Annotated in this window: 20 protein-coding genes; all 20 read left to right on the plus strand. The window is 71.2% G+C overall.

What is annotated here, in order from left to right; genetic code table 11:
- Positions 1 to 2148: an Ig-like domain repeat protein gene (locus tag DSM112329_RS03925; RefSeq protein WP_354700504.1), complete on the plus strand. Its 2148-nt coding sequence runs from the start codon at positions 1 to 3 to the stop codon at positions 2146 to 2148.
- Between the two features lie 30 nt (positions 2149 to 2178).
- On the plus strand, positions 2179 to 2715 hold the full coding sequence (locus DSM112329_RS03930; protein WP_354700505.1) for a hypothetical protein: 537 nt from the start codon (positions 2179 to 2181) through the stop codon (positions 2713 to 2715).
- 11 nt (positions 2716 to 2726) lie between these two features.
- Positions 2727 to 3005 carry a hypothetical protein gene (locus DSM112329_RS03935; protein WP_354700506.1) on the plus strand — a complete coding sequence of 93 codons (279 nt, stop codon included), beginning with the start codon at positions 2727 to 2729 and terminating at the stop codon, positions 3003 to 3005.
- A 70-nt stretch (positions 3006 to 3075) separates the two neighbouring features.
- The gene (locus DSM112329_RS03940) at positions 3076 to 3516 is read left to right on the plus strand and encodes a winged helix-turn-helix domain-containing protein (RefSeq protein ID WP_354700507.1); all 441 of its coding nucleotides are present in this window, start codon (positions 3076 to 3078) and stop codon (positions 3514 to 3516) included.
- Positions 3507 to 3815: a hypothetical protein gene (locus DSM112329_RS03945; protein WP_354700508.1), complete on the plus strand. Its 309-nt coding sequence runs from the start codon at positions 3507 to 3509 to the stop codon at positions 3813 to 3815. Before DSM112329_RS03940 ends, DSM112329_RS03945 begins: the two co-directional genes overlap by 10 nt.
- Before the next feature lie 12 nt (positions 3816 to 3827).
- Positions 3828 to 4523 (plus strand): TcpE family conjugal transfer membrane protein, encoded by a 696-nt coding sequence (locus tag DSM112329_RS03950; RefSeq protein ID WP_354700509.1) that lies wholly within the window; start codon positions 3828 to 3830, stop codon positions 4521 to 4523.
- Positions 4520 to 6976, plus strand: coding sequence for an ATP-binding protein (locus DSM112329_RS03955; RefSeq protein ID WP_354700510.1), 2457 nt, complete (start codon positions 4520 to 4522; stop codon positions 6974 to 6976). The genes DSM112329_RS03950 and DSM112329_RS03955 overlap by 4 nt, the downstream gene beginning before the upstream one ends.
- The gene (locus DSM112329_RS03960) at positions 6973 to 9189 is read left to right on the plus strand and encodes a type IV secretion system protein (RefSeq protein ID WP_354700511.1); all 2217 of its coding nucleotides are present in this window, start codon (positions 6973 to 6975) and stop codon (positions 9187 to 9189) included. The genes DSM112329_RS03955 and DSM112329_RS03960 overlap by 4 nt, the downstream gene beginning before the upstream one ends.
- Before the next feature lie 158 nt (positions 9190 to 9347).
- A complete protein-coding gene (locus DSM112329_RS03965; protein WP_354700512.1) occupies positions 9348 to 9677 on the plus strand; it encodes a hypothetical protein in 330 nt (109 codons plus the stop codon).
- Positions 9664 to 10935 (plus strand): hypothetical protein, encoded by a 1272-nt coding sequence (locus DSM112329_RS03970; RefSeq protein WP_354700513.1) that lies wholly within the window; start codon positions 9664 to 9666, stop codon positions 10933 to 10935. The genes DSM112329_RS03965 and DSM112329_RS03970 overlap by 14 nt, the downstream gene beginning before the upstream one ends.
- A 270-nt stretch (positions 10936 to 11205) precedes the next feature.
- Entirely contained in the window at positions 11206 to 14007 is a 2802-nt protein-coding gene (locus DSM112329_RS03975) for a hypothetical protein (RefSeq protein ID WP_354700514.1), read from the plus strand.
- A complete protein-coding gene (locus DSM112329_RS03980; RefSeq protein ID WP_354700515.1) occupies positions 14004 to 14891 on the plus strand; it encodes a replication-relaxation family protein in 888 nt (295 codons plus the stop codon). The genes DSM112329_RS03975 and DSM112329_RS03980 overlap by 4 nt, the downstream gene beginning before the upstream one ends.
- Positions 14888 to 15937 carry a site-specific DNA-methyltransferase gene (locus DSM112329_RS03985; RefSeq protein WP_354700516.1) on the plus strand — a complete coding sequence of 350 codons (1050 nt, stop codon included), beginning with the start codon at positions 14888 to 14890 and terminating at the stop codon, positions 15935 to 15937. The genes DSM112329_RS03980 and DSM112329_RS03985 overlap by 4 nt, the downstream gene beginning before the upstream one ends.
- Positions 15934 to 16236, plus strand: a complete 303-nt coding sequence (locus tag DSM112329_RS03990; protein WP_354700517.1) for a hypothetical protein — start codon at positions 15934 to 15936, stop codon at positions 16234 to 16236. The genes DSM112329_RS03985 and DSM112329_RS03990 overlap by 4 nt, the downstream gene beginning before the upstream one ends.
- A gap of 115 nt (positions 16237 to 16351) precedes the next feature.
- Positions 16352 to 17569 carry a site-specific integrase gene (locus tag DSM112329_RS03995; RefSeq protein WP_354700518.1) on the plus strand — a complete coding sequence of 406 codons (1218 nt, stop codon included), beginning with the start codon at positions 16352 to 16354 and terminating at the stop codon, positions 17567 to 17569.
- On the plus strand, positions 17566 to 17913 hold the full coding sequence (locus DSM112329_RS04000) for a hypothetical protein (RefSeq protein ID WP_354700519.1): 348 nt from the start codon (positions 17566 to 17568) through the stop codon (positions 17911 to 17913). The genes DSM112329_RS03995 and DSM112329_RS04000 overlap by 4 nt, the downstream gene beginning before the upstream one ends.
- 42 nt (positions 17914 to 17955) lie before the next feature.
- A complete protein-coding gene (locus DSM112329_RS04005; RefSeq protein ID WP_354700520.1) occupies positions 17956 to 18438 on the plus strand; it encodes a helix-turn-helix domain-containing protein in 483 nt (160 codons plus the stop codon).
- Between the two features lie 494 nt (positions 18439 to 18932).
- Complete coding sequence (locus DSM112329_RS04010) at positions 18933 to 19889, plus strand: hypothetical protein (protein ID WP_354700521.1); 957 nt, start codon at positions 18933 to 18935, stop codon at positions 19887 to 19889.
- A 50-nt stretch (positions 19890 to 19939) separates the two neighbouring features.
- Positions 19940 to 20323: a helix-turn-helix transcriptional regulator gene (locus DSM112329_RS04015; RefSeq protein ID WP_354700522.1), complete on the plus strand. Its 384-nt coding sequence runs from the start codon at positions 19940 to 19942 to the stop codon at positions 20321 to 20323.
- A 3-nt stretch (positions 20324 to 20326) separates the two neighbouring features.
- Positions 20327 to 20902: an ImmA/IrrE family metallo-endopeptidase gene (locus DSM112329_RS04020; protein ID WP_354700523.1), complete on the plus strand. Its 576-nt coding sequence runs from the start codon at positions 20327 to 20329 to the stop codon at positions 20900 to 20902.
- Positions 20903 to 21016 lie beyond the last annotated feature (114 nt).

The raw sequence follows: 21016 nt of genomic DNA on the forward strand, positions 1-21016 counted from the left end.
GTGGCGACCGCGGCGGCACCGATCGCGGCGATGATGATGTGCGCGAGCTCTTGGGCAGGCACCTACGATGTGCCGGCCTGTGACGCGGCTGCGGGCGCGAACGGGTCGTGGACGACGAGCGAGACGATCTACACCACCGCCTACGTGCAGTGCCCGTCAAACGGCGATCCGCTCCGTGGCCTGGTCGCACGTAACGCGGTGCAGCCTGGGCTCTCCTCGGGGAACCTGGCCGCCGCCTTGCAGTTCACGGCGCCGGCGGGCACGTCGATCGTCGGTATCCGTGCGACGGGCGACTTCTACGCAGCCGACTCCACGTGGGGTGCGGCGCTGGGCACGGGTTCGCAGGTGCTGCGCGGGTGCGGGGTGGGCAGCCTGCCCGGGTGCGCGCGGGCGATCAGTGATGAGTGGGTTGATGTGCCGCGTGCCAATGCGCTGCTGATCGCGGTGAACTGCCCTGGCACGAACTGCTCGCTGGAAGGCAGTGATGCCGCGCACAACTACCTCAGGGCACGCGCGCGTCTCACGTCCGCGGTGGTGCGGATCGAGGACAACGGCGCCCCTGCTGTTGCCTCCGCCCGCGGCGAGCTGTGGACCGACGGCTGGAAACGTGGCACTGCGTCGGTCTCGTTCGACGCATCAGACGCGTCGGGGATTCGGCAGACCGCGCTACTGGTGGACGGCGAGACCGTGGCAAGCCGTGGTCACGCGTGCGACGCGACGTTGCCCGCCCCCTGCGCGCAGGGGGGCGACTCGTTGGCGTTCAGCACCAACTCGCTCAAGGACGGAAGCCACTCCGCGGTGATCCAGGCGGTGGACTCGGCCGGGAACCCGTCGACTCTGACGAGGACCGTCCTCGTCGACAACACGCCGCCAGGTTCGCCGCAGGAGCTCAAAAACGAGGGTGGTGACGGCTGGCATCCGGCGAACGCGTTCTCGGTGACGTGGACGAACCCGAAGGTCGATGGTGCGCCGGTCGGGGGCGCCGTGTGGCAGATCTGCCCGGTGGGCAACGCCGGCGCCTGTGTCGACGGCGAGATGGCGGGTGACCGGATCACGGCGTTGCGGGATCTGAAGGTCCGCGGCGCCGGTGACTTTGAGCTGCGGCTGCGGCTGCGTGACGCGGCGGGGAACATCAGCGACGCAAACTCTCCTGCCGTCGCTCGCCTGCGCTTGGATGACGAAGCACCCGCGGTCGTGTTCCTGCCGCGGGATCCGGCTGACCCAGCGACGGTTCGGATGCGGGCGACGGACGCCGTGAGCGGTATCGCGTCAGGCGCCGTGGAGATCAAGCCCCTGGGCTCCGAGACGTGGACGTCGGTCCCCGCGCAGCTTGCGGACGGACAGCTCGTCGCGTCGCTCCCGGACGAGACGTTGGCGGACGGTGCCTACGACCTACGGGGTCGCGCGGTGGACCAGGCCGGCAACGAGCGGAGCACCACGACCCTCGAGGGCGGCGAGCCGATGACGGTGACGCTGCCCGTCCGGGCCAAGACGAGGCTGACCGGCGGGCTCGCCCGTGCGGTGCGTCGCAAGGGCAAGCGCGTGACGGTGCTCGCCTCGTCGGTTCGCGCGGGCTTCAGCCGGCGCGTCAGGCTCCGCGGCCGCCTGGTCGACGCGTCGGGACAGCCGATGGCGGGTACCGGGGTGCAGGTGCTGGAGCGGACGGCGCTGCCGGGCCGGCCGTGGCGACAGCTCCGTACGCTCACGACCGGCAAGGGCGGCACGTGGTCTTTCCGGGCGGCCGCGAAGCGTCCCTCCCGGACCGTGAGGTTCCGTTACCCCGGGACGCCGACGGTGCGCCCGTCGCAGATCGATGTGGCGTTGAAGGTCGCCGCTCGGGCGACGATCCGCCCGAGCAGCCGCATTGTCCGGCTCGGGAGCAGCGTGCGGTTCAGCGGCGTGCTCCTGGGCGGGCACATTCCCGCGTCGGGGAAGGTGCTGCAGCTGCAGGCCAAGGTCAACGGTCGCTGGCAGGTGTTCGCCAACCCGCGCACCAACTCCCGCGGCCGGTGGTCGCGGCTCTACCGCTTTATCGGCCGGTACCGATCTGCGACGTTCCAGTTTCGGGTGCGCGTCCCGCGTGACCCGGCCTATCCCTTCGCGGCCGGCGTCTCGCCGGCGACCCGCGTCCTGGTCCGAGGCCCCTGAACCACCATCGATGACGGAAAGATGAACTGCATGCGCCTTCCTAGCTTGTCCTATGCGAACGTCGTCTCGAGCGTGGCGCTGTTCGCCGCGCTCGGCGGCGTCTCCTACGCCGCCGCGACGCTGCCGCGCAACAGCGTCGGCGCAAACCAGATCCGCCCCGGCGCGGTGGGAACGAGCGAGCTCAAGAATGGCGCGATCCGCCTGCCGGACATCGCCACCAGCACCCGCAGGAGCCTGCGGGGAGCCGCGGGGCCCGCGGGACCGACCGGCCCGGCCGGCGCCAAAGCCGTGTCGTACTTCGCGGTCGTCAACGCTGGGGGTCAGGCTCTGCGCGGGAACTCGAGCGAGCAGGCGCACACAACCGGCGGCTCGGGGAGCTACACCATCGGCTTCCCGACGAGCGTCAGCGGCTGCGCGTACACCGTCACGCTCGGCGGCGTTGACGCCGGCAACCAGCCGCCGGGCTTCGCGACGGTTCGCGATGACGCAGGCAAGGTCGGCGTGCAGATCTACGACGCCGCCGGGAGCCCGGCTGACCGTCCGTTCCACCTGATCGTCGCCTGCTGATCGCGCAGCGCGTGAGCGGCATCGGCAACAGCGGCCGAGCGGCGGACGCCGACGAGCGGGTCGTGGTCGCCCGACCCCGACCCGTCGTCCGGCGGCCCTCGAGCCGTGGGGCCGTACGGACTGGCAGCGATGCCGGCCTCGCGCTCGTCGGCATCACCGTGGTGCTCTGCGTCGCGGGCTGGCTCGTGGGAGGCGCCGTCGGGGTGCCAATCTTCGGCGCGATGGTCGGCGGCCTGGCGGGCGTGATCGTGGGGTTCGCCGCGGTGTACGTGAGGTTCCGCGACCTCTGAGATCGTCGGGTTCTGGTCGCGGACGAACATCGCGGACAACAAATCGGGGGTGGCTGCCAGAGAGCTAGGTATGACCACTTCACCTCGGCCCCAGGGCCACACCACCGCCTCTGCCAACCCGCGTCGTGACCGCTGCCCGCGGCGCCCCAGCCGCCCGACGGGGCACCTGTCGGAGCTGGGGGTGGACATCACCGCAAGCCGGCTGCGGGTCCTCGGACATCCGGCCCGCCTGCGGATCATGCGCGCCGTCGAGCACGAGCCGGCGACGGTCGAGCAGCTCGCCCGGACCCTGGGCCTGAACCCGGCCGCGGCCGGTGTCCATGCCCGGATGCTGTACCGCACCGGGATCCTCTCCCGCGTGGACCGCTCCGGGCCGCCGGCGTACCGGCTGTCGGACTGGCCGTCGCTGTGGCTGGTCGATCAGTTCGCGCGGCGGCTGCGGGAGCAGACCGCCGAGTTCGCCCCGTCCACCGACGTCGACGAGGCGGGGGAGGGATCGACGTGCCGTTGACCCGCAAGCACCTCATCGCCATCGCGGCGATCATTCTTCTCGTCCTCGTGGAGCCGTCAGTCGCGGCGGCGCAGGCGTCGGGCAACGACGTCGGCGAGAACCTCAGCAAGCTCCTCAGGCACTACGCCAGTCAGCTGTACGCAGGGATCATCGCGATCGTCTCGCTCGTCTTCCTGATCAACCGCCGCTACAGCGAGCTCGGCACGTTCCTGTTCGCCTCAGTCGTGGTGGCGTGGCTGGTGTTCTCGCCGGACCAGGTGTCCAGGGCGGCGCGGGCCATCGGCCAGCAGATCTTCTGACGGGCGCCGGCCATGTCTGAGCGTCCGTCAGTGGTGCGCAGCTACTCGCGCGTCTTTCGTCCCGACCGTCGGATCTACGCGATCGACGGTCGCACCCTCCCGATCCCCGGCGGCGTCCCGCTCCGCTGGCTTGGCACCGCCACCCTCGTCCTCATCGCCGGGCTCCTGCTCGCCGCCGTCAAGCCACTCGTCGTCATCACGCTGGCCGCCGTCGCCGGCGGCATGGTGTGGCGGCTCGGCCGTCCCCGGCAGGCCATGCAGGTCGCCGGCGGCGTAGCGCTGCTGGGCTTCGTCGGCGGCCTGATGCTCAGGTCGCTGGATTGGCCGCTACGGCTGATCGTGATCCCAGCCGTTGTCGCGACCGCAGCGACGCAGCTGGCGCCCGACGGCCGCGCGGCCCACCGATTCGTGGGCTCGTGGCTCCGGACGCAGGTCGCCGGCCGGCGGCGGCTCGGTCAGCCGCTCGCGGCGGCTGGCGAGCAAGGCACCGCCGGCGGTGAACTCCGCGTCGCTCACGACAGCCACGGCCCGGTCCTGCGCCGCGCCCGGATCCACGGCCCGGCGACGGTGACGCTGAGCGCGCCGGTGTTCGCGCGCCGTCGCTGGCGACGCCGGTCAATCACGCCGCTGCACTCCGCCATTCGCGGTGGGGTGATGCTCGACCGCGTCGAGCTGTCTGATGGTGAGCGGCTGGAGGTGCGCCCGTGAGATCGTCCGCCGACCTAATCGGGCTGCGATACGCCCGCGCGAACCTGCTCATCGGCCCCGGCGGCGAAGCCGCCGCCCTCTACCGACTCCCCGACGTCACCTACCCGCTGCTGTCAGTCGCGGACAAGTGGGGCGTTCAGGGACAGCTTGAGGCGCTCGCGCACGCGGTCCAGGGCGACTTCTCGCTGTGGCGCCTCTCCCGCGGCCTCACCGCCGACCGCTACGCCGCGACCGGCGGGACGGGCCTCGCGCCGCTGCTCGAGCAGCACCGCGAGGCGATCGGTCGGCTGGACGCACGCCGCCCTGAGACGTACCTGGCGGTCGCCCTCAATACCGGCTCGTCGCGCCGCCTCGGCGGCGCCGTGCTGGAGGCGGCGGACCGTGTTCGCGCACGCGTCTTTTCGCTGGCGGCGCCGAAGGTCGCCGCGCCGATCTCTGGTCGCGAGCTCGCCCAGCTCGCTGAGAGCGAGGCGCTGCTCTCCGAACGCCTCGGCGGTGTTATCGGGCTCCGTCGCGCGACCACACGCGAACTCGAGTGGCTCCTGCGCCGCGGCCCACTACGCGGAGTAGGTGAACCCGATCTCGACCAGCTGTGGCAGCCCGACGCCCTCGTCATTCACCCCGCGGACGACGAGGAAACGGACGCCGAGACCCTCTACGAGCCACTTGGCTGGGACCTCTGGCGGCTCCCCGCAGCCGCGGTGCTCGAGGACCCTGACGAGCCGCCGAGCCTGCGGGTCGACGCGGACGAGGGCACGGGGTTCCAGGCGTTCCTCGCGCTCGGCCCGCTCGCTGACGAACCCGTCTTCCCCGGGCCGGCAACGGAGCTGCTGTCGGCGCCGCTTGACGCGTTGCCGTTCGCGGTCGACGCGGTGGTCCATGCGCGGTGGCTTGGGAACCGTGAGGCGCTCGGGCAGGTTCGCAAGCGGATCGTCGATGCCGAGCAGAGCTACCGCGACCAGCTTGAATCGAGCCACGGTCCGGCGTGGCGGGCGGACGACGACCGCACCCTCGCCCGCGAGTACGAGCAGGTCCTGCAGTCCGGCGCCCGTCCCCCGATGCTCTACGCGTCGATCGGCCTCGCCGTCGCGGCCGAGACACGGGAAGTGCTGGAGCGACGCATCGAGATGCTCCGCACCCAGTTCGGCGACATCGAGCTGCACCGTCCGCGCGGCCTTCAAGAGGCGCTCTTCTTCGACCACCTCCCACGGGCGGACGGCGGCCGTGTTCGGGACTACGTGCAGCAGCTCACGGCGGAGCAGTTCGGGGCGATGGTCCCGACCGCCACCACCACGGTCGGCGATCGCGACGGCCTCTACCTCGGGTACACACCGGCCGGGGTGCGGCGGCCGGTGCTCTACGACGCGGAGGCGCCGTCGCGGGAGTCGCGGGCGAGCGCGGTGATGATCGCCGGCACCCTCGGCTCTGGCAAGACCGTCGCCGCGCAGCTCATCACCCACGCCGCCCTCCTCCGCGGAAGCGTCGTGGTCGACTTCGACCCCAAGCCCGACCACGGCTGGACCAACCTCCCCGACCTGCACGACCGGGTCGGGGTGCTCGAGCTCACCGGCGCCGAAGGACAGGAAGGGCGCCTGGATCCGATGGCGATCGGCCTTGAGGACCTCCGCGAGGAGCTCACCGTCTCCTACCTGCTTGAGCTCTTGCGGGATCCGCCGGCGTCGTGGGAGCACGCGATCGCCCGCGCCGTCCGCGACGTCACCCGCGACGTCACCCGCGAAGGTGGCCGCACGACCCGCGCCGTGCTCGTCCGGCTCCGCGAGCTGGACGCGCCGGCCGCCGCGGAGGTCGCAGATGCGCTTGAGGTGATTGCCGACGTCGGCCTTGCCCGCCTCGGCTTCGGCACCGCCGCGGCGACTGAGGAGCTGGTGCAGCGGCAGCTGACAACGATCCGCACCCCAGGTCTCACCTTGCCGGAGCCGGGCGTCTCGAGGGAGACGTACACGCGGGCGGAGCGGATCTCCGTCGCGACCCTCTCGCTCGTCGCCGCGCTCGCCCTACGCCTGGTCTCGAACGACCGGTCACGACACAAGGTCGTGTTGCTGGACGAGGCGTGGTTTCTGCTGGCGTCGTCGCAGGGGCGGGCGGTCATCAACCGCCTCGTCCGGCTCGCCCGCGCCTACAACGCCACCGTCCTGCTCGTCACCCAACGCCTCGACGACGTCGAGGAGATCCGCGACCTCGTCGGGACCTGGCTGATCTTCGGCCAGGATGCCGACAGCGAAGCGACCCACGCCCTCGAGCTGCTCGGGGTGGAGCCGAGCCCGGCGCGGGTGGCGATGCTCCGCGGCGCCCGGGCGGGCCGGTGCATCATGCGCGACCTTCAAGGCCGTGTCGCCGAGGTCCAGGTCGACTGCCCCGACTCCGGGCTGCTTGAGGCGTTCAACACCACACCCCGAACGCGGTCGGACGCGGAGGGTGGTGAGCGCTCATGAAGCGCGCCGTGCTGTGCGCGTCCGCCTCCGCTCTGGGCCTCATGCTCCTGGCTGCAGCGTCCGCCGGCGCGGCGAGCGATCTGTACTCGAACGTCGGCCCGGGCACGTCGGCGTCTGGGCTGGCGAGCCGGTACCCGATCGGCAACTACGCGCTCGATCAGCACTTCTCCGCGATCAAGGCGTCGATCACGGGCGGGGTGGATGCCAGCGGGATTCCGTCGATGATCGCGTTCTTCCTGGCGAACCTGATCTGGCAGATCACGGCGTTTATCGCCAACGCCGTGATCCTCCTGTTCGGCTTCGCGTTCTCCCTGGACCTCGTCAACGGCTCATCCGCGACCGGCGGTCAGGGTGCGCTTGAGCCGGTAGGGGAGGCGATCGCCGGCCTGTACTCGAGCACGTTCGGAGAGCCGTGGGCGATCGTCGCCATCACCCTCGCCGGCTGCTGGGCGATGTGGCGCGCCCTCGTGCAGCGCAGGTACACCGAGACCGCCTCCGCACTCGGCACGTCGCTGATCTTCTGCCTGATCGCCCTCGCGATCGTCTCCCGCCCAGACGCCACGATCGGGTCAGCGACCCGGTGGACAAACCAGGTGTCCGTCGCATTCCTCTCGGTCACCAGCACCGGAGACATCGCCACCGGCAGCCAAGCCCGCGGTGACGCCGCCGACGCGCTGTTCACGACGCTGGTCTACAAGCCGTGGGTGGCGCTGAACTTCGGCGGCACCGAGCACTGCATCAAGCCCGGCACCGGAAGTAAAGACAAGGATCCCGAGTCGGTTCCTGTCCGCCCGCTCCCCAGAACCGCCGGCCGCGCGCTCCAGACGGGCGACGGGACGGTGACCGCGGGCGGGAAGCAGTGCGTGAGCAACACCCGCCGCTACGCCGACCGGTTCCTGAAGCACGCACCGGGCTCGGACGAGCGCGACGCGGAGTACGACGCGATCAACGAGGCCGACCCGGGCAAGCTCTCCGACGACGCCAAGAAGACCACGGGCGGTTACCAGCCGTCGATCATCGACAAGCCCGCCACCGACGCGATGGAGAAGGGCGGCCAGTACCAGCGCCTCCTCCTCGCACTCGTGATCCTCCTCGGCGAGCTCGGGGCCTTCCTCCTGCTCGGGGCGCTCGCTCTCTCGGTCGTCATGGCTCAGGTCATCGTCCTGCTGCTCGCCTGCTTTGCGCCGGTCGCTTTGGTGGCGGGGATCATCCCGGGCCGCGGCCACGATCTCTTTCGCACGTGGGCGCAGCAGCTCGTCACCTACCTGGTCCGCAAAGCCGCGTACTCGCTCGTCCTGGCGGTGGTGCTGGCGGTGATGTCGGCGCTGCAGAACGCCACGTCGAACCTGGGGTGGCTGATGAGCTTCGGCCTCCAAGCCGCGCTGCTGTGGATGGTGTTCCTGCAGCGGCACAAGCTCGTCGGCCAGCTCACCGCCGCCGTCTCCGGCCACACCCCCGGACGCGATACCCAGCTGCGCAAGCTGCTCGGCGTCGCCTACGCCGCTCGCACGGTCACGGCCGCGCGGCGGCCACCGGCGCTGTCGGTCCGGCCGACCGACAGCGACGAACCGCCGACGTCGACCCGCGCGGCATCGGGTGGCGCGCCGCCGGTGAACGACCTGGACGAGGACGGCCCGTCCCCGCGGCCGCGGCCGCGGCCGCGCACGACGACTACGCACCCCGACCGCGACGGCGGCGACTCCAGGACTCGAGAAGCGGGTGCTCCACGTCCAACGCCAACGCGCGCCACACGCGGCACGCAGGAACGACAGGCCCACCGCCGCGCGACCCGCGAAAGCGACCAGGCGCCCCGCCCGAGCGACCCGCCAGCGGCAGACCCCCCGCGGCCGCGGAGCGCCGCTCCGGCTTCGGGTGATTCCGACCGCGCGGTGACACCGCCGGTCAACCCAGCGCGCCGCAGACCACGCGCGGCCGACCCGGACCGCGCCGAGCGACCACGACCTGACAGCGCCCACGACGCTCGGCCACCGGCACCGCGCGAGGTCGACCCAGCGCCCCGACCAGAAGTCCCCCAGCCGGAACGGCGACCCGTCCCGCCACCGGAGCCTACGGACGAGCAGCCGCTGCGCGAGCAGCTCGACCAGGACCGCGAACGCCTGCGGCCCGCGCCGCGCGAGCCGCGACCCGAGGAACAGCCGCCGCCCCCGGCGCGCCGGCCCGACACCAACCCGGAGAGCCAGGAGGACGCCTGATGCCCCGCCTCACTCCCCGCCCACACCAGCGTGAAGACGCCCGCTGCGCTCGCCTGACCGCGACCGCGTGCCTGTGCCTCATCGCCGCCTCGACCGCCGCGCTCACGAGCACCCCCGAACCACCAAACCGACCCGCACCGCCGCAAGAGCTGCAGCCCGTGGCTGGCGACGTTCGGGCGGCCTCCATGACCGCCCGCGCGTTCGTGGAGGACTACCTGCTGTGGACCCGCGGGCAGCGCGCGCCGTCAAGGATCGCCGGCGCGAGCGGTGACGTGCGGCGGGAGCTCGTCGCGCTGCGGCTGCGCCCAAGCCGCGGCACACGTCGCGGGCGACCGCAGATCACCGAGCTACGCACCGACCTCACCAGCCCGACGGCGGGGCGCGCAACAGCACGGGTCATAGACCGCGTCCTCGGCGCGCAGTACACGCTGCGGCTGGACCTGGCCCGGGGCACGGATGGGTGGGAAGTCACCGATGTCAGCGCCTGAGCTCGCGCGCCGCTGGCGCTGGCCGCTGCTCGCCGCGTCCGCCCCGACCGCGCTCTTCGGGGTCGCGGTGATCGGCTGCGTGATGGCGATCACCGGCGCCACCTTCACCCTCCCCTGCGCCGGCGGCGGTGATGACGCCGGCCGCGGTCCTGACGGTCCAGTGGTGACCGCGGGAGCGAAGGAGCAGATCCCGCCGAACCGCCTGAAGCTCTACCAAGCGGCCGGCCGGCGGTTCAACATCGACTGGACCTTCCTCGCCTCGATCGGTGCCCAGGAATGCAACCACGGCTCGTGTGCTGGCGAGAACGGGTCGGGGTGCTCGGGCCCGATGCAGATCGCCTCCCGCCGCCAGTCACCGTGCAGCCCTGGGCCGGGCCCGACGATCTTTGAGACCTACGGCGTCGACGCAGACCACGACGGCCGCAAGGACGTCAACGACCCGGCGGACGCGATCTTCACCGCCGCCCGCCTGCTGCGCGAGGCCAAGGGCGCACCGCCGACCGGCGGCTCATACGAGGACTACCGGCAGGCCGCCTGCGGCTACTACGGTGCCTGTGCCGATGCGGTCGCGCAGTACGCCGACACCGTCATGAAGCGCGCCGTCGCCTACGGCTTCGGCGGACCCGGAACACCACCCCAGCCGAGCCCCGACCTGCCCGCTCTCACGGGCCAGTCGAGCGGCTGCGGCGCCGCCTCGGACCTCGCAGGAATCGACGGCTCCGGTGGCCTGGGAAAGGTCAAGCGCAGCTACTCGCCGCGGCGCCTTCAGACGCTCCCAGCGTTGGTGACGGCCGCTGGCGGGATCCAGTGCGACGCGCGGATCGTCCCGGACGTCGTCTACCTCGCCCGCCGCTTCAAGGTCCTCGTCACCGCCTGTGCGTCGATCCACTCGCAAGCCGGCGAGCACCCCCTCGGCGCGGCCGTCGACCTCGTCCCGCAACCCGGCAGATCATGGCCCGAGACGACCGGGGCGCTGGCGCGTGCGATCGGCTGGAAGAGCAGCTGCGCCGCCTCCGGGGTGGCTCCTGATTGTGCGAAGCCGCCGTTCCGCTTTGCGGGCTACAACGGCTTCCCGGGCCACGGCGACCCAGGCCACTGCAGGCCCTGCGGCGGCGGGCCACATCTCCACCTGTCCTGGCTCACCTCGGCGTCGCCCGGTGAGCCGCAGAACGCGCCCAGGACGACGCTGTTTGCGCCGGCCTGGATCAGCACTTTCACACCCAAGCAAGGAGCAAACCATGACCAGCAGCACACGTAGTGCCCGGCGTGTTCGGCGCGCCGGCGTCCTGACCATCCGCGACCTCGCCGGCGCGCGAGACCGCTGCGGCGGGCTTCGAAGGCGCGCCGTGACCGGCCTGACGAGGTGGTCGCCTGGCGGGTCGTTGGGAGGGCCACTGGGCGGGCCACTGGGGAGTGCATCGGGCGGGACGCTCTGCCCGGTGCCGCGATCCGCGAACGTGCCACTCGCCATGGGGGATCTCGCGGGGTGCCCGGTGGTCGACAACCTTAAGTGGGGGGTGATGTGCCCGTGAGCGGCGGACGGCCGCAGGACACCATCGCGATGGCCGCGCTCGCAGCCGGCGTCGCGGTCCTCATGATCGCGCGGCACGCCCGCGCCTGGATCACCAGCATCCACACCCAACTCGACAAGCTCGTCGCCGGGGCGACCTCCCCCAGAACCCTCGGGCTGGCGGCCCTCACCGTGGCCGCGGCGGCCGGGCTGCTCGCCCTCCGCGCCAGGCATGCACGCCGCGTGCTCGCCGACCGCACCCTGCTTCAGGTGGTGCCGCCGGCGGACCTCGATCCATCACCGGATGCGGTGGCGCGCTTCGCCTCGCAGCTGTCGCGGACCAGGCGCCGCGGGCGCGGCTGGCTTGAGCGGTCAGCGGCCGCCACGCGCATCACCATCCACAGCGACCAGGCGGGCCGTCTCGCGTACGAGATCAGCGCACCCAGGCACGCGGCCGCAGCGCTGCATGCGGCGCTCGGCGAGTACCCCGGACTCGACCTCCTCGAGCCGCAACCACCGGCCGACACCTCGCCGGCAACCGGCACCGGCGTCACCCCAACCGGCGGCCGCGAAGCTGGCCCGATCGCCGCGCACGGTCGTGCTCGCTGGCGGGCGCATCAGGAGCGTCGGCGGGTGCTGCGCTGCGAGCTGATGCTCGCCCGCCCCGCCCATGAGCCGCTGGCGATCCTCGGCCTCACGCCGGATCCGCTGCAGCCGCTCGCCGCTGCGCTCGGCGGCCTGGACACGGCCGCCGGTGAGCGCGCCCAGGTGCACCTGGACGTGCTCGCGATGACGGCCGGTGAGGCGCGCCGGTGGCGGCGCCGGACCCAGCGCCGGGCCCGCCGCGACCTCGGCCACCACAGCCCGGCACCACGACCCGCAGGCGGCTGGTCGTCGGCGGGGTCTGATCCGCTGAACCTCACCGACCTGCTGGCCCGCCCGGCGGGCCAGGCTGGCGGGCGTGGCGACGTCGTCGCGGCCGCGGGCCGCCAGCACGTGGTCGAAGGGCTCCGCGCCAAGGCGTCGGGTCACGGCCAGCTTCTCGGCGTGCAGCTGCTGCTCGAGGTGCGGGGCCGCGACCGGCGCGCGGCCCGCTCACACCTCCGCGCGCTGTTGGCGTGCTTCGATCAGTTCGCGGCGCAGAATCACTGGCGCGCCCGCGGTCTGGACCTCCCCGGCCTCGGGTTCACGGGCGCCGACGGGCCACTGCACCGACGGGGGTTCGACCAGCGGGCACGGACGGGCCGGTTTCGGCCACCGCGGCGCAACGTGGTCACCGCCGGTGAGATCGCCGGACTGCTGAAGCCCCCGACGAAACGCTGTGAGGCACCGAACGCCGTCCGCGCCGCCGGGGCGATCGCACCCCCGCCACCGGGACTGCCGACCTTCGATCATGAGCGGCACCTCCTCCCTCTCGGTCGTGTCCGCGACCGGCACGGCGAGCGCGTGGTCGGCGCGCGCCTTGAGGACACGTTCTTCTCGTACATGGCGGGCCGGTCGCGGTACGGCAAGACGGAGCTTGGGCTGGTGCAGTTCATCCACCTCGCCCGCTCCGGGCGCGGCGGCCTGTTCCTCGACCCGCACGCGGACGCGCTGGCGGAGATCAAGAACTACCTCACCGACGAGGACATCAGTCGCCGTGTGGTTGAGGTCAACCTGTCTGGCCAAGCGGCGCGTGAGCGGCAGCCGGGCTGGAACCCGCTCGCGATGGCCGGCCTGCCGGTGGAGGCGGCGGAGGGGAAGGTCGAGGCGCTCGTCGACGCCTTCGCCTCGGCACTGCAGTGGGACGAGCGCAACACCAGGGCGCTCTCCTTGACGACCCAGGCGGCGCAGGCGCTGATCGAGCTGTCGATGAAGGTCCCCGCCGACACCGCCCCGACCCTGTTCCAGATCCCGACCCTGCTCTCAAACGACGACTGGCGCACGGCCGTCCTGCCGCATCTGTCGCCGCCGACCAGGACGTTCTTCGAGCAGCGGTTCCCGAGGTTGCCGGCGGAGGCGATCACGCCGGTGACGAACCTCATCGACCGCCTCCGCGCGTCCACCCCGATCGCCGGGCTGCTCGGCTCGTCGACCAGCACCTACGACATCCGCAACGCGATGGACGACGGGAAGGTCGTCCTCGCCTGCCCCGGGTCGGGCGGCACGCGCGACCGGCTCGTCGCGAACTTTCTGGTGTACGACCTGCTCCACGCTGCCAAGGCCAGGGCAGACGTGGCGAGTGATCAGCGGCGGAAGTTCTACGTGTACCTGGACGAGGTCCAGACCTACGACGGAGCCTCATCGGGGAACCTCGCGGCGCTGCTTGAGCAGACGGCGAAGTACGGGGTGCGGGCGTTCCTGTTCAACCAGAACCCCGAACGCCTCACCGCCGCAACCCTCAACGCGGTCACGACCAACCGGTCGCACTTGCTGACCACGACGGTGAACGCGAAGGCCGCGTCGCTGCTCGCCCGCGAGTGGGGCGGCGCACCATCGGCGGAGACCGTCACCCAGCTCGCCCGCTACACGTACCTGGCGTCGGTCACTCTCGGCGGGGAGGCGACGAAGCCGTTCCTCGTGCGCGGCATGCCCGCCACGGAGATCCACGAGCGCCACCGCGGCAAGCCCGAAGACCTCCCTCACCTCGAGGAAGCGATCGACCAGAACACCGGTCGCCGCTCGGTCAAGGACACGCTCATGGCGCTGGACACGCTCGACGCCCGCATCCTCCAAGCACTCGCGACCGCCAAGCCCGCCGCCCCAACAGCGAGGCCGGCGGGGAAGCGGTCGTCGGACTTCGAGATGCCCGCCGCCGATCAGGACGGCGGTGCGCGATGACCGCCGGGACCCCGACGGGGACGCTCAGCGACAGGGCGAACCTGCTGCTCTCGTGCCTGCACGAGCACCACCTGCTCACCACCAGGCAGCTTCAGCAGCTTCTGCTGCCGACAGGCCGGCTGCGCGGAATGCAGAAGCTCCTGGCGCTCCTCGTGCAGCGCGGCCTGGTCGCGAGCGTCGGCCACAAGGCGGGGCGCCGCAACCGCCAGCGCGTCTGGTACCTCACCCCTGCCGGCGTCGACGTCGTACAGGCCGTCCCCGGCACCCGGCCGAGCCGGAGCAAGCCGCTGACCCGGCAGCTGGCCGAGGGGCAGCTACAGCACCACACCCTCGCGGTCAACGACGTCGGCATCGCCTTCGTCCAAGCGGCACGGCAACGCGGCGATGACTGTGGTCCACTCGGCTGGCAGCACGAGGTCGTCCACCGCGCCGGCACCCGCCGCACCGACGTCGTCATCAGCGACGCCGTCCTGCGCTACCAACGCCACCCCGACCAGGGGTTCAGCGTCACCTACCGCTTCATCGAACTCGACCGCTCAACCACCCCCGTTGAACGGCTGCAAGCGAAGCTCGAGAACTACGCGCGCGCCGCCTCGTACACGGCGCAGGGGGCGAAGCGGGAAGAGTGGCGCGAGCGGTACCTCGCGCTGCCCGAGGTGCTGCTCGTCCTCACCGGCGCGCCACCAGGCCGCCTGGAGCGACGAGCGGCCAACCTCGTCGCGCTGTGCAAGTCGACGCCGACGCTCGGTGATGACCCCGTGATCCCGATCTCGATCTGCCAGCTCAGCGAGCTCACCGAGCACGGACCGCACGCCGCGATCTTCACCCGCCTCGGCCAACCCGAGACTCAGTGCGACTGGCGCGGGGAAGGGGGTCGCGCATGACCCGGCGCCCGCTCAAGGCTCGGGAGCGGTGGACGGTGCTCTGCGCCGACACCCTCACCACGCTCCCCGACCTGCCAGAAAACAGCATCGACGCCGTCGTCACCGACCCCCCGTACGGCATCGACTTCCAGGCCGAGGCCTGGGATGGCAAGAGCATCCGCGAAGCCGCTGTAGAGGCGAACGGCGGGCCGCTGACGGCCGGGCAGGCCTTTGAGTACTGGACCCAGATCTGGGCCAGCGAACTCGCCCGGGTCGTCAAGCCCGGCGGGCACATCGCGTGCTTCGCCGCCCCGCGCATGACCCACCGCCTCACCAGCGGCCTTGAGAACTCAGGGCTCGAGATCCGGGACGTGCTGATGTGGCTCTACGGCAGCGGCATGCCCAAATCCCGCCGGCTCCCCGGCGGGCAAGGCACCGCCCTGAAACCGGCGTACGAGCCGATCGTCCTCGCGCGTGTCCCGGCCGCCGGCACGACCGCGCAAGCGCTCGCCCGGTGGGGGACGGGGGCGCTGAACACCGAAGCCTGCCGTGTCACTGACCACGAGCCGGCGGCACCGGGGCGGTGGCCGGCCAATGTCTGCCTCAGCCACAGCCGCCGGTGCTCGCCGAGGCGTTGTGACCCGGGCTGTGCGGTGACGCGGCTCGAGGGCCAGCGGGAGGGGGCGAGCCGGTTCTTCTTCGCCTCCAAAGCCTCGCGCCGCGAACGCGACGCCGGCTGCGACCAGCTTCCCTCCCGACGCCTTGACTTGTTCCCGTCGGCGACGAAGGGCGTGCCGCGACCGGTCCGCAACCCGCATCCGACGGTCAAGCCGATCACGGTGATGCGCTGGCTGACCCGGCTCGTCACACCGGAGGGCGGGCTCGTCCTTGACCCGTTCTGCGGCAGCGGCACCACCGGCGCCGCCGCACGCCTGGAAGGGCGGCGGTTCGTCGGCATCGAGCGCGACCCAGCCCACAGCGAGGTCGCCCGCGCCCGCATCACCCACTGGGACGCAGTAGCCGAACAGGGGCCGGGGACGGACCCCACGACTGGCGGCCGCTCATGACCGACCGCTCTCGCGCGGTGACCGTCTGCCTCCCCGACGAGGTTGTCGAGGAGATCGCTCGCCGAGCCGCCACGCTCGCCGCCGCGTCCCTCAACGACAAGACGGGCGCAGACCCTGACGGATATCTGACGGCAGCGGCGGCGGCTGCCTATCTCGGGGTCAGCCGGCGCCGGATTCATCAGCTCACGAGCTGCCGGGTGCTTGAGCCCGACGGCCGTGATGGCCGCACGCCGCTGTATTTGCGGGCGTCGCTTGACCGCTACGTCCGCACCGGCACCAGCCGCGAGAGAGGACGCTGACTCGTGGACTTGCTGGCCCCTGAACGTCGAGCTACGTTCGTCAGACAAGCCCACAAGTTGGGCGGGCGCCGCGCCAACGGCCCCGCCCACGGCTGACGACCCGAAGGAGGACGTCATGCACGATGAGCCTAGCGGCGCGCCCACCCGCGCCCGGCGACAAACAACGCCCAAACCCAGCGACCGGCGCAAGCTGCAGAAGACCAGCACCGCCGGGATCTACAAGAAAGGCAACGCCTACCTCGTCGTCTACCGCGCCGCCGGCAGGCAGCGCAAAGAGTCCGCCCCGACACTCGAAGCGGCACGCCGACTAAAGCGTGCCCGCGAGACCGACGGCGACCGCGGCGAGTTCCAAGAACAGGCGAAGGTCACACTCCACGCCTACGCCACCGAGTGGATCGACCGCTACCAAGGCAACGGCCGCCGCGGCTTCCGCGAAGGCACACGCGACGAATACCGCCGCCTCCTCAGCACCTACGCCCTGAAGTACTTCCGGCCCTCCCTCCGGCTGACGGAGCTGACACCGCTGCATCTGGCGCAGTACGTCGGCTGGCTCGCCGACGACGAGGAGCAGGGCAAGCACCTCGCAGACACGACGATCCGCAACGCGATGAACCCGATGCGCGCGATGCTCTCCACCGCCGTCCGCGAAGGGCTACTCAGGTACAGCCCCGCCACCGGCCTCGCCCTCCCCAAGCGCGACCAGAACGACGTCGACGACGACGAAGACGAAGTCCGAACTTTCTCCCGCGACCAACTCCGCAAACTCCTCGCCACGGTCGACGACGAGCACGCCGTGATGTTCAGGCTGCTCGCCTCCACCGGCCTGCGAATCAGCGAAGCCATCGCGCTGCGCTGGCGCGACCTGCAGCTCGACACCACCACCCCGCACCTGCGCGTGCGGCGCGCAATCGTCAAAGGCCGCATCGAACCGCCGAAGACCAAACACGGCCGCCGCCGCGTCCCCCTCTCGGCAGCGCTCGCCACCGACCTCCGCGCCCGCCGAGACGGCCTGAGCGTCCCGGCGCAGGACGACGACCTGATCTTCACCACGAGCACGGGGACGGCGATCGACCCGAACAACCTGCGACCCCGGGTGCTGAAGCCGGCGGCGAAAGCGGCAGGGGCGGACTGGGCGGGCTTTCACACCTTCCGCCACACCTACGCCTCGCTGATGCTCGCCCGCGGCGCAAACCTCCTGCAGCTCTCCCGCGCCCTCGGCCACCACAGCCCCGCGTTCACCCTCACCGTCTACACCCACCTCCTCCAAGGCGAACACGCGCAGCCGCTCGACCTCGACCAAGAACTCACCAGCCCGGCCGAAAGGAAGCCATGACCACGATCACCGCCCCGCTCGCGCTGCTCGCCTTCACCGTCCTGATCGCCTGGACCACCGGCGGACTCCTCCTCCGCACCCTCGGCACCCTGACCGTCTTCACCGGCCTCGCGCTGACCGCCTCCGGCGAGGCAGCCGGCCTCGCGCTCGCCATCGTCGGCGCGATCGGATGGCTGGCCGGCCACTACCTCTACGCCGTCCGCCTCCACACCTACCGCTCCCCGCTCGCCCGCCGCATCTACTTGAGCCGGCACCTGCAGCGGATCGACGTCACCCGCGACTGGGCGACCCCAACCACCCGGGCCGCCGCTCGCCGCCGCAGCTGCGAGCCACGCCGCCGGTAAGCGCCACCTCCGCACTCGACCAGCCACCCCGAAAGGAACCCCGTGAGCACCCCGAACACCGACACCACCGGCCCGCACCCGACCGCGGCGAAGATCCTCGACGCGCTCGCCGCAAGCCCCGGCGACACCGCCGCCACGATCGCCGACCGCACCGGCCTCGGCCGCTCCACCGTGACCAAGCACCTCAGCATGCTCGAACGAGCCGGCCAAGCCGAACGCACCCCCGGAGGCCGCAACGGCGCACGCAAACAGCCCAACACCTGGACGCCCGCACCTGCACCAAAGCCCGCACCGAAGACGCCCGCCGATCCCGGCACGCGATTGCGGCCCGGCGAACTGGACGCTCTCGTCCTAGCCCACATCGATGCGATCGACGGCGACCAGTCACAGGGGCCGGCGGCAGTCGCGAAGGCCATCGGCCGCTCGTCCGGAGCCGTCGCCAACTGCATGGCCCGCCTCGCCCGCGCTGGCACCCTCAAACAGACCAGCGACAAGCCCCGCCGCTACACCGCCGGACCGCGGTAGGACCGCCGCCGTCTCACTGCGATGCGTCGCGGCTGACCCCTCGGTCGGCCGTGGCGCCTCGGCAGCGCCGAAGGCGGTCAGGCGTGCTTCGGGCACGACTTCGGCTTACGCCCCGGCTTCGCCGGCCGAAGCCAATCGTGGTCGCCCGCCTCACACCACAACGACTGCTCCCCCGCTGCCGCCCGAGGCGCCGCCGCCACCGTCGGAGCGGTCGGCTTCGCGGCAACCGACGCGGCCGTCGTCGGACCCGCTGAGCCGCCCACACGATCGAGGACGAGCCGGAACGGCGCGAGGACAAGTCGAACGAGACCGAACATACGCCGCCATAGTATTCGCGGCCTGCGGCCGACGCGTACCGGGGCTCCGACAACCACCGGCGGATCGCGACCGGCTTCCGATTGACCACGAACTCGGAGCGCCGCCGGGTGACGCCGTAGCCTGAACGGCGGTCACCCGCAGCACGCTGGTGGAGATGACGCGACCTTCAGGACTGCATGCCCGACGAGCAGGAACTCATCAAGGACATTCGCGCGCGCCGCGCGACTGGTCTCGCCGACCTGGGCGAGGAGATTCGGCGTCGCGTCCGTGAGTTCGGCGCGACACGGATCGACAGCGATCTACGCCGCGAGGCGTTCTCCGAGCTGACCGCCCCCTTCGAGGTAGAGCCGTATCGGTTGATCGTGCGGCCCGAGTCGTGCGTCGACCCCACGTCGTCGACGGTCGATTTGCGAATGGTGCTTGTGGATGTCGACGGCGCCGACGCGACGGCGGTCGCGACCATCGAGCGCATCTTCGTGTTGGACGAAGCGCTGGTGCATCACGCCAGGTTGGCTGTCCGAGGCGCATTCCGGGGTAAGGCGATCGCCCCGCGCCTCATGCTGTCTTCTTTCGCGCGGTACGACCAGCTCGGCATCAAGACGATCACGGTGCACGCGGGGCTTGGAACGGGCCGCTTCTACTGGTCAGGCAAGGTCGGCTTCGACTTTTTGCGAGAGGCGGATCGGCGGTATGTCGAGCGATGGGCGACGTTCGTCCTCGGGGCACTGAAGTGTCCGGTCGACCTCGACGGGATCTCGCGGCCGCAGCAGTGGGCCTTGGTCGGCACCACCGCCGATCCGCCATCGACGGCTCGATTCAGCGAGCTCGCCGCGAGCGCTCCGACTGTGTCGATGGCACTGCTCGATCCGAACGCCACCGGGGTCGTGGGCTCTGCGATCGCCACAGACGTGGAGTCCGAGCTGGGGATGGTCGACCTCGCCGCTCACCTGCGGAATGTCACTACCGACAACGAGATCGAATGGGACGCCGACGTCCCGCTGGGCAAGCTGATCATGCTCAGCGGCCCGGACTGGCATGGCCAGTTCGACCTCACCGATCCGGTAAGCCGGCGGTCGTACGAGCAGGACGCAAGCCAAGCGATCGCCAAAGCACGTGAGACGGGCGACAGCTGAGGCGCCCAGCATGTTGCGTGTAAGCAACACTGCGTGTATACTCGCAACACATGCAGCCTGCCGTCGACACCACAGCGCTCTATAGCGCGCTCCTGGACAAGAAAGACGAGGAGGGGCTGTCTTGGCGCGCGGTTGCCGCTGAACTCGGCATCCACAGCTCGACGTTCACGCGGCTCTACAAGGGTTCTCGTCCCGACACGGAGACGCTGGTGCTGCTGACCAACTGGCTGGGCGTTTCCCTAGACCAGTTTCTCAGCGGCCAAGCCGCCGAGCGCGACCAGCGTCGCGAGACGATGGTCGCGATCGGGACGCATTTGCGCGCCGATCGGCGGCTCACTCCCGAGAGCGCCGATGCAATCGCCGCAGTTGTGAAGGCGGCCTACGACCAGTTGGCCGAGCCGGCTGCAAGCGAGTCCGAACGGCGTACTGAGTAGGCGATGGCGGCGAAGAAGCTCCTTCCGCTGTCGTTTCGTCGGCGCGCAGAGATGCTCGCCACATCGGAGCGGGACGCCTTCGACCTGTCGCCCACGTGCCGGCTGGACCCGCGGGCGCTCGCGCAGCAACACGGCATCCAGGTCGTCGCGCTGTCATCACTGGCGGGCGTGGGCGAGTACGAGCGCGCGCTGCTGATGAGGAAGAACAGCAAGGAACTCTCAGCGGTTCTTGTTGGCGAAGAGGGCAAGGCGGTGATCATCGTCAACGACTCCCACACGCCGCAGCGCCAGGCAAACTCGATCTGCCACGAGGTGGCTCACTTCCTGCTCGGCCATGCGAGCGGGCCGATCGTCGATGAGGGTGGGGTCCGCGTATATCCCGAGCGGCAAGAGGACGAAGCCAACTGGTTGGCGGGAGCGTTGCTTGTGCCGGTCAAGGGCCTGCGCATGCTTCACGCCAAGCAACCGCGGTCCGAGATCGAAGAGAACTACGGCGTGAGCGAAGAGCTGCTGCGCTGGCGCTGCAACATGCACGGCCTGTCGCCGAAGTGCCGAAAGAAGCAGCCCGTCAAGACCTAAACCGACGGTGCTCTGAGCGGGCGCCAGATGCCGCTGCTCAGGGCGTGTGTCGACGCTGGCGCGCGTTGCCGCATGCAGGACGCCGGTCGATAGCGCAGAATACCGCGGTGTGAC

The organism is Paraconexibacter sp. AEG42_29 (genome assembly GCF_040581415.1).
Lineage (GTDB): Bacteria > Actinomycetota > Thermoleophilia > Solirubrobacterales > Solirubrobacteraceae > Paraconexibacter.

Excerpts from the sequence above, each read along its gene's own strand:
- DSM112329_RS03970 (WP_354700513.1), top strand. The coding sequence starts at position 9,664 with ATGTCAGCGCCTGAGCTCGCGCGCCGCTGGCGCTGGCCGCTGCTCGCC.
- DSM112329_RS03995 (WP_354700518.1), top strand. The coding sequence starts at position 16,352 with ATGCACGATGAGCCTAGCGGCGCGCCCACCCGCGCCCGGCGACAAACA.
- DSM112329_RS03980 (WP_354700515.1), top strand. The coding sequence starts at position 14,004 with ATGACCGCCGGGACCCCGACGGGGACGCTCAGCGACAGGGCGAACCTG.
- DSM112329_RS03930 (WP_354700505.1), top strand. The coding sequence starts at position 2,179 with ATGCGCCTTCCTAGCTTGTCCTATGCGAACGTCGTCTCGAGCGTGGCG.
- DSM112329_RS04000 (WP_354700519.1), top strand. The coding sequence starts at position 17,566 with ATGACCACGATCACCGCCCCGCTCGCGCTGCTCGCCTTCACCGTCCTG.
- DSM112329_RS04015 (WP_354700522.1), top strand. The coding sequence starts at position 19,940 with ATGCAGCCTGCCGTCGACACCACAGCGCTCTATAGCGCGCTCCTGGAC.
- DSM112329_RS03950 (WP_354700509.1), top strand. The coding sequence starts at position 3,828 with ATGTCTGAGCGTCCGTCAGTGGTGCGCAGCTACTCGCGCGTCTTTCGT.
- DSM112329_RS03960 (WP_354700511.1), top strand. The coding sequence starts at position 6,973 with ATGAAGCGCGCCGTGCTGTGCGCGTCCGCCTCCGCTCTGGGCCTCATG.
- DSM112329_RS03990 (WP_354700517.1), top strand. The coding sequence starts at position 15,934 with ATGACCGACCGCTCTCGCGCGGTGACCGTCTGCCTCCCCGACGAGGTT.
- DSM112329_RS04010 (WP_354700521.1), top strand. The coding sequence starts at position 18,933 with ATGCCCGACGAGCAGGAACTCATCAAGGACATTCGCGCGCGCCGCGCG.
- DSM112329_RS03985 (WP_354700516.1), top strand. The coding sequence starts at position 14,888 with ATGACCCGGCGCCCGCTCAAGGCTCGGGAGCGGTGGACGGTGCTCTGC.
- DSM112329_RS04020 (WP_354700523.1), top strand. The coding sequence starts at position 20,327 with ATGGCGGCGAAGAAGCTCCTTCCGCTGTCGTTTCGTCGGCGCGCAGAG.
- DSM112329_RS03940 (WP_354700507.1), top strand. The coding sequence starts at position 3,076 with ATGACCACTTCACCTCGGCCCCAGGGCCACACCACCGCCTCTGCCAAC.